The sequence below is a fragment of the Bradyrhizobium sp. MI1.7 genome (assembly GCF_055811795.1).
The window spans coordinates 1-13,154 of record NZ_JBVVPO010000119.1; the positions used below are offsets into that span (position 1 = coordinate 1).

At 62.4% G+C, this 13,154-nt stretch carries 14 protein-coding genes, 1 tRNA gene and 1 pseudogene; 9 read left to right on the forward strand and 7 right to left on the reverse strand.

Going from position 1 to position 13,154, the window contains the following annotated elements:
* Positions 1 to 468: 468 nt before the first annotated feature.
* Positions 469 to 597, reverse strand: coding sequence for a hypothetical protein (locus tag AC0L3X_RS44690; protein WP_439034184.1), 129 nt, complete (start codon positions 595 to 597; stop codon positions 469 to 471).
* A gap of 83 nt (positions 598 to 680) precedes the next feature.
* A pseudogene (locus AC0L3X_RS44695) lies at positions 681 to 1,381 on the reverse strand (transposase); the annotation flags it as partial.
* 333 nt (positions 1,382 to 1,714) lie between these two features.
* Between AC0L3X_RS44695 and AC0L3X_RS44700 the strand changes: the two are divergent.
* Complete coding sequence (locus tag AC0L3X_RS44700; protein ID WP_439034185.1) at positions 1,715 to 1,945, forward strand: DUF6894 family protein; 231 nt, start codon at positions 1,715 to 1,717, stop codon at positions 1,943 to 1,945.
* 130 nt (positions 1,946 to 2,075) lie between these two features.
* Complete coding sequence (locus AC0L3X_RS44705) at positions 2,076 to 2,288, forward strand: hypothetical protein (RefSeq protein ID WP_439034186.1); 213 nt, start codon at positions 2,076 to 2,078, stop codon at positions 2,286 to 2,288.
* A 338-nt stretch (positions 2,289 to 2,626) separates the two neighbouring features.
* Here the strand turns inward: AC0L3X_RS44705 and AC0L3X_RS44710 are convergent, their stop codons facing one another.
* Positions 2,627 to 3,118, reverse strand: coding sequence for an ATP-dependent DNA ligase (locus tag AC0L3X_RS44710; protein WP_473317493.1), 492 nt, complete (start codon positions 3,116 to 3,118; stop codon positions 2,627 to 2,629).
* A gap of 431 nt (positions 3,119 to 3,549) precedes the next feature.
* Here AC0L3X_RS44710 and AC0L3X_RS44715 point away from each other — a divergent pair, with 431 nt between their 5' ends.
* The 4 genes from AC0L3X_RS44715 to AC0L3X_RS44730 all read left to right on the forward strand — a co-directional run bounded on the left by AC0L3X_RS44715 (position 3,550) and on the right by AC0L3X_RS44730 (position 6,873).
* A complete protein-coding gene (locus tag AC0L3X_RS44715) occupies positions 3,550 to 3,762 on the forward strand; it encodes a hypothetical protein (RefSeq protein WP_439034188.1) in 213 nt (70 codons plus the stop codon).
* A 1,211-nt stretch (positions 3,763 to 4,973) separates the two neighbouring features.
* Positions 4,974 to 5,252: a hypothetical protein gene (locus AC0L3X_RS44720; protein WP_444592966.1), complete on the forward strand. Its 279-nt coding sequence runs from the start codon at positions 4,974 to 4,976 to the stop codon at positions 5,250 to 5,252.
* Between the two features lie 233 nt (positions 5,253 to 5,485).
* Positions 5,486 to 6,010, forward strand: coding sequence for an HK97 family phage prohead protease (locus tag AC0L3X_RS44725; protein ID WP_439034189.1), 525 nt, complete (start codon positions 5,486 to 5,488; stop codon positions 6,008 to 6,010).
* Positions 6,011 to 6,669: 659 nt separating this feature from the next.
* Complete coding sequence (locus AC0L3X_RS44730) at positions 6,670 to 6,873, forward strand: cold-shock protein (protein ID WP_439034190.1); 204 nt, start codon at positions 6,670 to 6,672, stop codon at positions 6,871 to 6,873.
* An 844-nt stretch (positions 6,874 to 7,717) separates the two neighbouring features.
* Here the strand turns inward: AC0L3X_RS44730 and AC0L3X_RS44735 are convergent.
* From AC0L3X_RS44735 to AC0L3X_RS44745, 3 genes are all read right to left on the reverse strand, one after another.
* Positions 7,718 to 7,792, reverse strand: a tRNA-Val gene (locus tag AC0L3X_RS44735).
* Between the two features lie 158 nt (positions 7,793 to 7,950).
* A complete protein-coding gene (locus tag AC0L3X_RS44740; RefSeq protein ID WP_063985401.1) occupies positions 7,951 to 9,249 on the reverse strand; it encodes a coiled-coil domain-containing protein in 1,299 nt (432 codons plus the stop codon).
* A gap of 220 nt (positions 9,250 to 9,469) precedes the next feature.
* Complete coding sequence (locus AC0L3X_RS44745; protein ID WP_028151234.1) at positions 9,470 to 10,075, reverse strand: DUF1134 domain-containing protein; 606 nt, start codon at positions 10,073 to 10,075, stop codon at positions 9,470 to 9,472.
* Between the two features lie 139 nt (positions 10,076 to 10,214).
* Between AC0L3X_RS44745 and AC0L3X_RS44750 the strand changes: the two genes are divergently transcribed.
* Entirely contained in the window at positions 10,215 to 10,700 is a 486-nt protein-coding gene (locus tag AC0L3X_RS44750) for a YHS domain-containing (seleno)protein (RefSeq protein ID WP_063986679.1), read from the forward strand.
* Positions 10,701 to 10,708: 8 nt separating this feature from the next.
* On the opposite strand, the gene AC0L3X_RS44755 is transcribed toward AC0L3X_RS44750, so the two are convergent.
* Positions 10,709 to 11,539 carry a 3'(2'),5'-bisphosphate nucleotidase CysQ family protein gene (locus AC0L3X_RS44755; protein WP_187387813.1) on the reverse strand — a complete coding sequence of 277 codons (831 nt, stop codon included), beginning with the start codon at positions 11,537 to 11,539 and terminating at the stop codon, positions 10,709 to 10,711.
* Positions 11,540 to 11,709: 170 nt separating this feature from the next.
* On the opposite strand from AC0L3X_RS44755, the gene chpT reads away from it, so the two are divergent.
* Both chpT and AC0L3X_RS44765 read left to right on the forward strand, forming a co-directional pair.
* On the forward strand, positions 11,710 to 12,363 hold the full coding sequence (chpT, locus tag AC0L3X_RS44760) for a histidine phosphotransferase ChpT (RefSeq protein ID WP_063985400.1): 654 nt from the start codon (positions 11,710 to 11,712) through the stop codon (positions 12,361 to 12,363).
* A 195-nt stretch (positions 12,364 to 12,558) separates the two neighbouring features.
* Positions 12,559 to 13,154, forward strand: a 596-nt coding sequence (locus tag AC0L3X_RS44765) for an Hpt domain-containing protein (protein ID WP_473317494.1), incomplete at its 3' end; no start/stop codon positions are given.

Consider the following 13,154-nt stretch of genomic DNA (forward strand, 5'->3'; position numbering starts at 1 on the left):
GACAAGGCTCGCGCCAAAATGGCTGGCGCCTACCCCGCCACTTCCAAAGAGTCATAATCCCTGTGACGAGGTACTAGAGGGCGCGGTCGATGATTTCGATGACGAGCGGGAGCGCTATCGCCGTCGTCCGTCGCTACGCCCCGTAGGCTGGCCTCGTAGCAGGCGCGCGATGAGGGCGACTTCGCTTTCGCCGCAGGGGAGGGCTGAGAAGCGCCGGCAATGAGGGGGGTGAAGAAGGCCCCTGGGACGGACGTGGAGGGGAGCGCTGAGAGCGCCATCGCAGCGTGATGAGGAAAGAAAGGGAGGCCCGCTTGCAGACCGGCCAGGCAGACAAGGCCGACATTCAAGCGCGCCTGCGCGATCCCGGTCCGTCGTCCTTCTGGGTTGCGAGCCGTGCTTGTCCAGATCGGACAGGGATGCTCGGCCGCAGTTGGCCTACAGAATCGGATGGTCCCGGCCGGCTTAGTGCTAAACAAGCTGGGCGCGTGAAGCATCAATCTTGCCCTGACGGGCCTTCCGGCGTGTCCGTTTACCGGCGGCGTCGGGGCGAACTTGTTCGGCTGGCAGGATCGTTTTTTTGAAGCTCAGCCCGGTCATGTCGCGTCGCTTTGCCTCAAGCGCCGGCGAGACAAAGCCCTTGCCTCACCTGCGTACGCGCGCCCTGAGCATCCGTAATACACGCCTGTTCGCAAGCAGGCCGTTAGCTCGCGGCGCAGCGCCCCGCGGCCTGAACGAAGGGAGCCTGATAGATAACTTCGTGGCTGATGCGCATCGTCTTGTCGTCCCGGAAGTCGATCGCAAGCGTCGGGCAATCTGCTCAGGGCTCCAGGCTTTGGCCCATCGCCGATTCTTGCGCGGGCCATGCCGGCCCCCTTCCACGGGACAGAAGGACCAGGAACGGGAGCGCCGGTTGGGGCTACGACGCCGCCAGCAAGTCTCTCCTCCACATAAGTGCGCAACGTTGCATTGAGCGCAAGCTTGGTCGGCTTGGGCCGGCGGGCGGATCGATCCGCATGCCATTGGGCAGCTGTTGCCCGACACTCCAAACCCCCGCCGCGGGTGGCCGCATTGCGCCGCAGTTCACGGGCGACTGTCGAAGCAGCCCGCCCCAGGCGCCGTCCAGTCTCCTGTATGGAATGGCTGTGTACCTTGAGAAGTGCGATCTCCTCGCGCTCAATCAACGAGAGGTACCGCCCGGAGGATAATCTGCTTCTCGACAGGTTGTGCAATCCGGCTTCGAGTGCAGCATCTTCGCTGCTTAACCCTGCGGCAATCGCCGCCAAAATTTATTCTTGTTCACTGCGCCTGCAACAGAGGGGCGTCCTGGCCATGGCAACCGGGCTCGTCCTGACCGCGCCGATATGCGCATTACAACGTTCATCGCAACCTCCAAACTCCGAGTGTTGCGACGGCCGTCTGAATCCGCCGGCTTGGCCGCAAATACGATAAATCATCGCACTGGACCGCGCGCCCAACACGGTGAAGCGCCGGACTTCCCGCTTGAGGAGCCTGCGTGATTGGTGCTCCGTGCGGACCGGAGTGAAACCGGACAAGGCGCGCCTGGCGAATGATGAACTAAGTTGTTGCAGCTATGACAGGTTACCATGGCCGAAATCGGCCAGCTCGGTCCTGAACATGGTGCCTGTCGTTTTTGACAGGTGCGGGCCGTCCCGAGATGTGGGCATGATCGCGGCTAAAGACGAGGGCCGCAGCTATGCGACGTTACTACTTCCCGATTTTCCACAACGGAGAGACACAGGCGGATGATGTGGGGGAGCTATTTCGCTCTGCTGAACTAGCGGTCCAATACGGCGCCCGTGTCGCTCAGGATATCGCCGGCGATCCCGAATATCACCGTGGTGCGGGCACGGTCGTAATCGTGGTTGACGCCCCGGATGCTGAGATCGCGCGGCACAGGGGCGGTAGTATAACCACTGCTGTATAGCACGGGAAGGGAGTGCGGTGTTGCGCCAAGACGCGGTTGTGATGTAGCAGCTAGAGGTGGATGACAACGCACAAAGATACTGCCATGGCACGCCAGGCGACGGCTATGATCGAGCAACAGGGATTCGGATATGTTTGAGCAGAATGAGCAATCTAATCTTACTGACAGCATGATCGTTCCCGGTAGCGATGCGATGGAGGAGTTTTGCGTTGACCTCACATCGCCATGGAGGCTGATCGACGGTCATCCCCAAAGCTTCGCGGTGGCAGCATCATATCAAGTGACTGCTAGTGGGAAGCGGTCACTTGGCTTCGCGCTGGCTGGATTGCCATTGTTGGCGTGAGGAGCGTTTTCTCGGACTTCCGGATTCCTCTGATCAAGAGCCGGAGGGTGCGGATGCCTGATCGGCTATCCGACCCATTTCATGTCCTGCGAGCTAATCGAGTAGGCGTGTATGTCTTGCGTTTCCACCCAGTTGAACATTGGGATGTCGGGCGGAATTGCGCCCCACGGAAGCGGCAGCTCAAATATCCCAGCCCCTGCGTCGACAAGACACGTCGGGGCCTAGGGGGGCGCGAAGCTCTGCTTCGTGCCACTGAGTTGACCTCCGTCCTTTAGGCTGACAGCGCATCTTCAACCCGGTTCATAGCCGGATGCGTCCGGTTGTTGACCTTGATCCACTCATTTGTGCGGCCGGCGATATAGCGCCGGTCGCGACGCTTCGAGACAATCCCCTCTCGGCCGCATTCGCGGGCCTTCTGGAACAGGTCCGGCCCGATCGCACCTGGTTCGAACGGTGCCACAAAGATGCGGTCGCCGGCGCAGCAGCCGCCGCTCCAGATTGCTCTTGCGCATGTCGAGCGGCAGCGGCCGCAGATCCTCCCCGCCAAGCACAAGGACGTCGAAGGCGCAAAACTGGACTTCGTGATCGTACTTCCGCGAATGTAGGGCGCTGAAGTCGGCGACGCCGTCGATGCCGAGCACCACGGCCTCGCCGTCGAGAACAAAGTGCTTCTCGAGGTTCTTTAATGCGGATTCGACAATCCATCGGTAGCGGCTGGTCCAGTCGTGGCCGTTTTTGGTGATCAACCGCACGTCATCGCCCCGGCGCGGCGCGCACATGCGGTAGCCGTCAAATTTAATTTCGTGGAAGCAGTTGAGGCCGGCCGGCACTTCGGCCGCGGCCGAAGATCCGGCACGACGCTGCGGTGTTATTTCGGCAAGTGAAGGGTGCCCGCCGCTAGACCGATGAGAAGCGGGAGGCCGACAATCAGCGACACCTCGCTGTTCGCGGCAGTGGTGGCTTTCTGGTGGCGTCGACCCATCGCGAGCGGGGCAGCGACTGCGAGAACTATCATCGGCTTCGCGCGGCCTATTGGGCGCAAGCCCGTGTGCCTGCAATGACAATCGCCGGGCGGAGATAGATCGCAAGGGTCTGAGTTCGCAAACTAGCTTCACCCAGGCCGGGCCAATGCCGGCTTTGCGCCTGCCGAGCGCTGTCCGATCGGCATTGCCTGGCGCACTGAGTTCATGGGCTATCGCCCGCACCGAAACGTCACCGCGACGCCCGGCATTTTCGTCGCCCTGCGGCGGCCCTCAAGGATGTGCTGATCGCCGGGCTGGACGCGCCGAACATGAGGGCGGGGCTTGGCGAACACTTCCATGTGCTTGAGGAGTCTCTCGATGGCCTGACCGCGCGCGGCATCGCCGCTGCGAACGGTTGGGGCGATCGCAAAGCCGGTGAGCCCAAGGCCGTGGCAACGGAGGATCTGGCCCTGGCGGCGTCGGCCGCGCTTGAGAAAAAGCTCCCGGCCTAGCAATGAAACCACGGTCTAGCCTCATTTGAGACTGGAATCGTCGATCAATATCTCCCGCGCGCTAGAGCGGGGGAGAATGCGAGACGTGACGAACGAGCGGCGACGTAACGTCTATGCTGCGCAGATATTGGTGGACGGCAGTCCTGTGCGGTGCAAGGTCCGCCACCTCACGGATTCCTCTGCGATCGTCCAAATCGATAACGCGCCTTTCGTGCCCGCGGCTTTCGGCCTGCGTGTACCAGGTGCTGGCTTGGATATTGATTGCTCCGTTGTGTGGCGTGATGAGCGCCGTCTCGCTGTGAAGTTTCTGAACTGACCGTCGATGTCTTTGTAGACGCGCGTTCCTATCCTGAACTCGGACCGTATTGAGTTGTAGGGATGCTGAATCCCGAGGTGACGTGCAAACTCGCGCGGGTTCTATCCCGGCGTCCTTTTTTCCCGGCCGGAGTGGAGCGGGCCGCCAAGCGGCTGCACGCTCAACAATTCGCTCGACGCCATCGAGCGGCATATTGGATTCCCGCGTTCACGCAGTAGCCGACATCAGCAGACGCTTGCAGGAATGCCCTGCGGCGCGCCTGCCGTTGCGCCCTAACTGGACCAGCCAGACGTGTGCTGCTGTTGGCGACGCTCATGAGCGCGCCGAAATTGAACAAACCCGTGGACCATGCGCGCGCGTATGCGGGAATGACACCAGCAGGGCGGTACTGTCGGCTGACACAGCCGGTAGCATTCCGCGCTAGCGCTCGAATATCTGGAACTGAAATCCCGAAATCGCAGTCAGCGGGACGGCCGATGCCGTGACGACGTTCGCGCCGATCGATTTGAATTCGTGCACGGTTGGCGGGAGCTCTTAGCGCACCCTCCGGAATGGACGGTAACGCGATTCGTTCTGCCAGAACAGTTGGCCTCGCATCAACAGGCGCCGCACCGAGTTGAAGGGCGAGTGGTTCATTAATTTGATGAAGGATCTTTTCTAAACTGGCACCTTTGGAGATAAAATGCGCCGACGTGTTTCGCGTACCGAGCTTGGCGGAGTCGGATCTAACCTACGCTAGCTTGGTAGCCAAACGCGAAGCGTTGAACGATCGCTACCGGAGCTGAATGCCGAGCGAGCGCTCTAAACTAGGCGGCGAAATCGAAGCTAAAAAGGCCGCGGCGGTCAGGGTCTCTCGCCTGGCGTAGCTGCGCTACTAGGCGATAGTCCGGATGGCTTGACCCTGTTGTCGGCGCGTCTGCGTGAAGTTGCCACCGAGATGGGCAATATCGAGGCCGCGCAGGAAACCCTTCGACGTCCTATCGAAGAACCCCGCGGCCGAGCCAGCGCGATAGTCTGTGCAACCCTGCGATCTGAATACGATCGCCGCCTCAGTCTCCTGTGCAAGTTGCTGACCGAGGTAGAAACGGCCCGTCAGTCGCAGGATGAATTGCTTGACGATCTTGACCGCGAAGATGTTATCTACAGTCGGTATTCCGCATTTTCTTGGCGATAGGCGCGATGGGAAAGTTGGATAGGTCAGTCTAAGGGATCCGAACGCGTCTCTGAGGTCGCGGACTGAGAGCCAATCCGCCGCAGTGTCAAGTTGCCTGGCGAAGACCGACACTCCGAATGCTCGGACTCACCAGCCGTGATTGCGCGCAAGATAAGGCAAGCGAAACGCCAAAGACGCATTGCAGCGAAATCGGCTGATACTATTTTCCGGCGTTCCGATTTCGTGGAATCAGCGTGGGATTGTGCGGCTGTGTTCGAAGAGAGATTTGCGAGACGTGCATTCGACAAGCACCTCGCGCGAAATCCAGATGTTGCCGCGCTCTGGGTGCACGATCCAAGCAGGCCACAGGGAGGGTATCGAAGGGCACGCTCTCCCTCAGGTCCGACAATATCGGCCTTTACTACTCGTTGACCCCGACTTCCAATGCGCCCCTAGGGCAGGAGGCATTAGCAACCATCGGCAACGGCACGGTCACGGAAGTCAGTGTGAGCTTCACGCCGATCGTTGAGGAGTGGGACGACAGCGGCGCCGTCCCCAGGCGGCTGATCACAGAGGCAAGGCTTTACGAGATTAGCCTCGTCATTTGGCGTGCTTACGGTGACGCAAGCTCGGCTCATATCAGCCGCGCAACGGTATGGCAGCCAAACGTTGCATTGAAGCGAAGATGCGTGCCCGCGCCCCGTTTCGCGCGTCTCTCCCATTCAAAAGTTGAGGCCAAATTGCCCAAACACTGCTGCCGAAAGCGCGCGCCCTTGTAAGGGGCGCGATCTCGTGCACCCCGAGCGCCCCCGCCGTCGGCATCACATCGTCGGCTTGGCTTGGGGCCGTTCCTCGCTGGCACTCGCCTCCGGTTCGAGGGCTGGTTGATCAGCCTTTAGGGATTACGACTTCTCCCGCGTCAACGTGGGGGGCGGCTTCTTTCAACCGCCCCTCCGACCAATCATGCCAGCACAAAGATGGCTCCCGCCAACATCAACCAATGAGGATATTCGATCGAAGGTACCATTCGTTGTTTCGGTTTGTGTCCTTCGAGCCTGCGCGGCTTTCATTTGGGCCAATTTTACGATATTTTCGCCTGCATGTCCGAGCACAAGTCTTGTCCGCCCTTTTCAGAATTGTCCCTCATCAAGGATAGGGTGGCACCGGGTTGTCGCATCGTATTGGCTGAGGCGGCCGGTCGAAGATTGTCCGGCAGGCTCGGCATTGTCCTTGGCCTGGGCGCTACGAGCAACCGGGTACGTGTGCTCTTAGACGGTTCCAAGCAACCGCTCACGCTTCACATTCGGTATTTGGATCTACGTGACTCGGGGCATAGCGACTAACTCAGCGTGCGGTCTATCGGCTCGCGACCGCAACTTGCCTTCCTTTTGTCGGAATTCGGGCACTAATTTTCGTTTTTGAAAAGTGGAGCAGTTACGTGGCTATGGGGACGGTAAAGTGGTTCAACCCGACAAAGGGGTATGGGTTTATCCAACCGGACAATGGCGGCAAGGACGTTTTTGTTCACATCTCGGCTGTTGAAAAAGCCGGTTTCACTTCTCTCGCCGAGGGCGCCAAAGTCAGCTTCGACATCGTGAACAATCGCGGAAAAGACTCAGCGGAAAATCTACGGATCGGTTGAGCCACCACATCAAAGACATCCCGCGCAACCAGCGGACCTTCCTGCCGACCAAGTGGGACAAGGACCGGAGCGCTAAGGGCGCGACAAACTGCAAACGCACCGGCGCCCATAAAGACCGGAAAGCCGAACGATTCCAGCCCTCATGGCTTGCGGCACGCCATCTGTGTTCGACTCGGCTGAGGCAGGCTGCACCCGGCCCCAGATTCGGGCGAAACGGACCACGAGAACTTGGCCGAGATCGAGACGTATACTGGCGCAGATGGCAATGGACAGTTTGGCTACCCCAAAAACCGGGTTAGCCGATTTCGACCCTAACGCATTGAATTTGCCAGAAGCTTTGGCGCTCGTAGCGGAATCGAACCGATCTCTGGATGAGGACGGGACGACGCTATGCGCTGAGTGATACGCTCTGCCGGCCCGGTCCTCCTGGATCTGGCTCCAGGCCCGGATGCCGATATTGCTGCGGCCTGGCGCTCGCGCCACACCCATTAGCGCGCTCCTCGCTGACAAAGGGCATGACGGCAACAACTTGCGCGGCGAAACCGTTCGCCGCGGCGCCAAGCCCACAATCCCATAAATCAGACCGTCACCCATCCCTTCAACAAACGCGCCTACACAAAGGCCGAGATGTCGTCGAACGCCCTACTAGCTAGCTTCAGGGCTCTATTGGTCAGTGTCATTTAACGATGCTGTCCAACGGATGTCATCGGAATGGATCGGCCAATCTCTCGATGGGTCTTCAGAAAGGCGGAGCCGGGCGATTAGTGCCCCTGTTGTGCCCCGGCTTTCTGGGGGCACATGCTTGGGGAATTGCATAGGTAAGTATCTGATCGAAAGAGCTAAATGGTGGGCGCACAAGGGATCGAACCTTGGACCTCTCCCGTGTGAAGGGAACGCTCTCCCGCTGAGCTATGCGCCCGGGACCATCATGCCGACGGCCGGACTTTCGGCCGGCCGGCACATCGGAGCCCGCGATTTAGAAGTGCGGGCCAAAGGTGTCAAGTTTCCAGGCGCCTCGAGGCCGGAAAACCTTGCGTCAATCACGCGATTCGCGCGCGAAACCGTGGTTTGGGCCGCTTATGCGCCCTGCTGGCGGGCGCGGGAGGCGTGGGCCTGCAGCGCGCGGATGCGCTCGGCGAGCGTTCCGCCGCCCTCGGGCAGGGTGATTGCGGCCGCGCCATTGCCGGCGGCGTCATTGGCCGGGCGGGGCGCCGGTTTCGGGGGCTGGCCGGCCTCGGCCGCCAGCAGGGCCTCGATCGGCGAGTTCGGGCCTTCGAGCTGCATCGCGAGCTTCGCGACCTCGGCGGCGATGTCGTTGATGCGTTCGCGTAGCAATGCATTCTCCATGCGCTCGGTCGCCCAGGAACTCTCCGCCTGCTGCTGGATCGCATTGATGTCGCGCTGGAGTTTTGCGCGCTCGTCGCGCGCGGTGCGCAGCTGCTCCTCCAGCGCGGTCTTTTCCGCGCGGAGCGATTCGAACGCCGCCGACGATTTGCCGCCGCTTAAGCCGGCGATCTCGACGCGCAGCTCCTTGATGGTGCGATCATTGCCCTCATTGGCCTGGCGGAGCTGGTTGTTCTCGTAGTCGCGCTCGGCGAGCAGCTTGCCCTGCGTGGCGAGGCGGCCTTCGAGATCGGCGACGCGGCCCGACAGCATCTCGGCCTCTTTCACCTGCACGATCAGCTGGCGATCGAGCTCGGTGACGCGCTGGCTCAGATTCTCGACACGGCCGCGCGCATCGCCGAGCTCGCGGGAGGCGGTCTCGGATTCGGTCCGCTCCTGCGTCAGCCGCGCCTGCGTGGCGGCAAATTCCTTCTCGGCGTCGCCGACGCGATTTTTCAAGTTCTCGATCTGCGCGCGCACCGCGACCAGCTCGACCTGCCGGCTCTCCGCCATCATCGAGCGGTCGGACAGCTCGGAATTAATTTTTGCGAGCTCGCCCTGCTTGTCGGTCAGCGCGTTCTCGGCGGCGCGCAGGGCCTCGGTCTTGGCGCTGAATTCCTCTTCGGTGGCGCGGAGCTGCTCCTTCACCGCCTTCTCGCGCGCCTCCAGCGCGAAGATCGTGGCGTTCTTCTCGCCGAGCTCGATCTTCATGCGGTTGATGGCGTCGCTCTTCTTGCCGAGCTCGGCAAGCTGGCTCGTGGTCTTGTTCTTGAGCTGGTCGACGCTCATCTCGAGCCGCCGCGCCGACATGGCGAATTCGGCCCGGAGCTGGTCCTTGTCGGCCTGGATCTCGGCCATCGAGAGCGGCGTGGCGGCCTCGAGCCGGCGCGTGGTCAGGCGGACCGCGCGGTTATGCACCAGCGGCACGATGGCAAGCCCGCACAGCATCGAGAGCAGGAAGCCGATCGCCAGGTACATGATCGGTTCGACCATGGGGCCAGAACTCCGAAAGCAAGGAAAAATTTACCAAAGACAATGCATGGCGGGCCGGCAAAAAGCCAGCCCCGCCCTGTTGTTAACGTGAATCCGGAATCGGACCCGAGGAGGGAGCCCTAGAGCATGATCCGGGCCCGAAGGGCCGCGTCAGCGCAAAGTGCGCAGCGGCTTTCCGGAAAGATCATGCTCGAACAACAATCTAAAGCGCGATCGCGCTTTAGAACGGGTTCCAGGTCGCGCGCGGGGTGAATTTCAAATAGCCGATATTGGCGCCCAGCCGTAGCCCGAGGCCCGAGCGGATCGGCACCAGCACGATGTTGTTGGCGGTGAGCGCCGTCATGCCGAAGCCGCCGATGATATAGGCCGAGCCGTCGATGCCGGCGAAGCGCTGGTAGATCGCGTTGGTGGCGGGCAGGTTGTAGACCAGCGTCATGGTGCGCGCACCGTCGCCGCCCCAGTCGAAGCCGAGCGAGGGGCCCTGCCAATAGACGCGCAGGTCGCCGGCGTTCTTGGTGTAGAGCGTGCCTTCGCCGTAGCGCAGGCCGGCAACGAAGGCGCCGGACCCTTCCTCACCCAGGATATAGCCGTTGGGCAGGCCCCACTGGCTGACGGCCTTCTCGATGATCGAGGCGAGCCCGCGCGAGACGTTGCCGAAGAAGCGGTGGCCGGCGGTCACGAGTTCGTCCGGCCCATAGGTGCTGGGTGACGGGCTCCGCTGCGGCGGCGGCAAATTGGGCGGCGGCGGCTGCTGGGCGGAGGCCGGGACGATCCAGCCGACCAGCGCGGCAAGCGCGACCGCAGCAAGGCGTGATGCGAAAGTCATAAAAGAACCCCTGGTATCGAATGCCGCCGCTTCCTTAACCTGACGCCAACAGGCACGGCTCTAGGTTGCGCCGGATGTCCCCTCGACTCGGATGTTATCCGCAGCAACTATGACGGCACAACGGCAGGAAGATAGCCCTTTGCGCCCCGGAAATGCCTTGATCCGCCTCCTCGTCCGCCTGCTGGCGGGCATTTGGATCGCCTGCGCAGGTTTGCCGGCCGAGGCCGCCACCACCGAGCGGATCGTCGTCAACCGCTTCAGCGGCGTGGCGATCGAGGGGTTCGACCCCGTATCCTATTTCGTCGATGGCGCGGCCGTGCAGGGGACGGCCGAGTTCGAGGCGAACCTCTGGGGCGCGGTCTGGCGTTTCCGCAACGAGGGCAACCGGGCGTCCTTCCTGGCCCATCCCGAGATCTATGGACCGCAGTTCGGCGGCTACGATCCGGCCGACATCGCCCGCGGCGTCGCCGTCGCCGCCAATCCCCGCTTCTACGTGATTTCGGCGCAGCGGCTCTATCTGTTCAGCCGGGAGGCCAATCGCGATGCCTTCGCCGCCGACCCGGAGCGCTTCCTCTATGAGGTACGCAAGCGCTGGCCGGCGCTCCAGGATCAGCTTAGTCAATAACAGCTCAGTCAGTAGCAGCCTGCCGCCCGCGGATCGCCCCAGGCGATGAACTCCGGGATGATGAAGCCGGTGTCGCCGCGCTGGCCGAATCGGAGCTCGCCACCGTTGCCGTCGGTGACCTTGCCGCCTGCCGCCGTCACGACCGCGCAGCCCGCCCCGACATCCCATTCGCAAGTGGGTCCGAAGCGGGGATAGATGTCGGCGCTGCCCTCTGCGATCCGTCCGAATTTCACCGCCGAGCCGACCGTCTTCCTGACCGCATTGGGCCGGCCGTCGATGAACGCCTCGCTTCTGAGGTCGCCATGGGAACGGCTCACCGCCGCGATCCAGGGCTCGCCCTGCGTCGGCAGCGTGCGGGTGCGGACCGGTTCGGCAGCACCGATGTTCACGCCGTCGAACCTGACGCGCTCGGCGCCGCGGCCGACGATGCCGCGCCAGAGCAGGCCGAGTGCGGGCGCGGCTACGATGCCCAGCAGCGGCACGCCTTCGGTCACGAGGGCGAGGTTGACGGTGAACTCGTCGCGGCCGGCGACGAACTCCTTGGTGCCGTCGAGCGGGTCGATCAGGAAGAAGCTGTCGCGGAATGGCGGCGAGGCGAGCTGGGTCCGCTCTTCCGACAACGTCGGCACGTCGCCCGCAAGCTGCGCCAGGCCGTCAGCGATGATGCGGTCGGCGGCGAGATCGGCCTCGGTGACCGGCGAGCCGTCCTGCTTGCCGTCGACCCGCATCGCTGCGCGGTTGACCGCGAGGATCGCTTCGCCCGCCTTTACCACCAGCGCGGTGAGCGGCTCCATCAGGTGGGAGGCGGCCGGGCCGTCGATGATCCGTTTCACCTGCATGCCTCATTCATCGGCAATTCCATCCTACTCGACTGATTCGCCGCGGCTTTAGGGCCGCTTCGAGCCGATCGCAAGCTAGCTGCCACGGGCTTGCGAATGTTAGAACCTGCGGCATTCGTCAAGCATGCGTGATTCGCCGCGTCCGCGCCGTGCAATTCCAGGAACCCTTTATGTCTGACGCTTCGTCACCCGGTACCGCTACCGCTCCAGATGCGCTCGAACTCGCCGCGCTCCTGTGCTCGCGGGTCTGCCACGATCTCATCAGCCCTGTCGGAGCCATCGTCAATGGGCTCGAAGTGCTCGACGACGATCCCAAGCCCGAGGATCGCGAGTTCGCGCTCGATTTGATCCGCAAGAGCGCGAAAACCGCCTCCGCCCGCCTCCAGTTCTGTCGCCTGGCCTTCGGCGCGGCCGGCTCGTCCGGCGCGCAGATCGACCTCGGCGATGCCCAGACCATGGCGCGCGGCCACATCGAGGACGGCAAGTGCTCGATCACCTGGAATCTGCCGCGGCTCTTGCTGCCGAAGAATCGCGTCAAGCTGCTGCTCAATATGCTGGTTGTTTCCCAGCACACGATCCCGCGCGGCGGCATGCTGACGATCGACCCGATCGGTGACGGCGAGACCATGAGCTTCCGCGTCACCGCGACCGGTCATAATGCGCGCCTGCCGCAGAACATCTCCGAGCTCCTGAGCGGAGAGCGCGGCCCGGCCGCGGATGCGCACGCGATCCAGCCTTATTATACGCGGCTGTTGGCGGAGGCTTGCGGGCTCACCGTGAGGCTCGCGCACGAGGGCGAAGCGATCACCATTACCGCGTCGTAAGCGCGCCGCCGCCCTCAAACGTTAATCGAATCTTTACAAGGCGCTTCGGCTTGTCCGGAGCGCCTTATCTCTTTGTTGGTTCCGTTCTTTTGCACATACTCAACCATTATTAAACGCTTTGCGGTGAAGCTGGCCCCATTCCGAAATGGCGCATCACAAGTCGTGCGCGCCCTCCCTGTATGAAGGCCTGTTTTCATGGATGATCTGTTGCGGGAGTTTTTGACGGAGACCAGCGAGAGCCTGGACACCGTCGACAATCAGCTGGTGAAGTTCGAGCAGGAGCCGAACAACGCCAAGATCCTGGATAACATCTTCCGCCTGGTCCACACCATCAAGGGCACGTGCGGCTTCCTCGGCCTGCCGCGGCTTGAAGCGCTGGCACATGCCGGCGAGACGCTGATGGGCAAATTCCGCGACGGCATGCCGGTGACGGGGCAGGCCGTGACGGTGATCCTGTCCTCGATCGACCGCATCAAGGAGATCCTCGCAGGCCTCGAGGCGACCGAAGCCGAGCCCGAGGGCACCGACCGCGATCTCATCGACAAGCTGGAAGCGATGGTTGAGCAGGGCATGGCCGCAATGGCGGCTGGCAGCGCTGCTCCCGTTGCTGAAGCGCCGCCGCTGGTGCCGGAAGCTCCGGCCGAAGCCAAGGCCGCACCTGCCAAAGAGATGACGCAGGGTTCGCTGATCGACCAGACCCTAGAGCGTCCGCTGCGTCCGGGCGAAGTCTCGCTCGACGAGCTCGAGCGCGCCTTCCGCGAGACCGCGATCGAAGCGCCGGCTCCTGTCGC